Source organism: Modestobacter italicus (assembly GCF_019799965.1).
GTDB classification, from domain to species: domain Bacteria; phylum Actinomycetota; class Actinomycetes; order Mycobacteriales; family Geodermatophilaceae; genus Modestobacter; species Modestobacter italicus_A.
This window is the reverse complement of the sequence record NZ_JABGCJ010000087.1, coordinates 1-690: the sequence shown is the minus strand read 5'-3', so window position 1 is coordinate 690 and position 690 is coordinate 1. Positions and strand designations below refer to the sequence as shown.

The window sequence follows — 690 nt, the reverse complement described above, 5'->3', positions numbered from 1 at the left end:
ATAGAGAAAGGGGAGTATCCGAAAGAAGCATCATCCATAGATAGAAAAACCATAAGAAGATTAGCTGGTCAGTACATTCTCTGTGGAGGAAAGTCGTATAGAAGATCGTATGATGGGATGCATTTGTTGTGTGTCAATGAACAAGAAGCCGAAAAGATAGTGCTAGAAGTACATGAAGGGACTGGGGCTCCACATATGAACGGGTATATGCTCGCTAAGAAAATCATGAGACTAGGGTACTACTGGTCAACCATGGAAAGAGATTGCCACCTACATGTCAAGAAATGTCACAAGTGCCAAATATTCGCCAGTGGAAAACATCAACCCTCGATGCCACTCACTACCATGTCCTCACCATGGCCATTCGCAACATGGGGCATCGACATTATTGGCAAGGTAACCCCTGCAGCATCGAATGGGCATGAGTATATCCTAGTAGCTATAGATTATTTCACCAAGTGGGTAGAAGCTGCCTCATACAAGACATTGAATGCTAAACAAGTAGCAAGGTTCATACAAAATAACATCATCTGCCGGTATGGAGTACCTCACGAGTTCATCTCTGACAATGGGCAGCATTTCCGAAAAGAGACCGAGGCACTTCTGCAAAAATATGACATCAAGCATCATCGCTCATCTCCTTATAGGCCACAAACGAATGGGGCTGTTGAAGCGGCAAATAAAAACCTC

At 43.9% G+C, this 690-nt stretch carries 1 protein-coding gene; it reads left to right on the top strand.

Going from position 1 to position 690, the window contains the following annotated elements; all coding sequences use genetic code 11:
- A partial coding sequence (locus HLA93_RS20435) for a DDE-type integrase/transposase/recombinase (RefSeq protein ID WP_222196274.1) occupies nt 1-690 on the top strand: 690 nt, incomplete at both ends.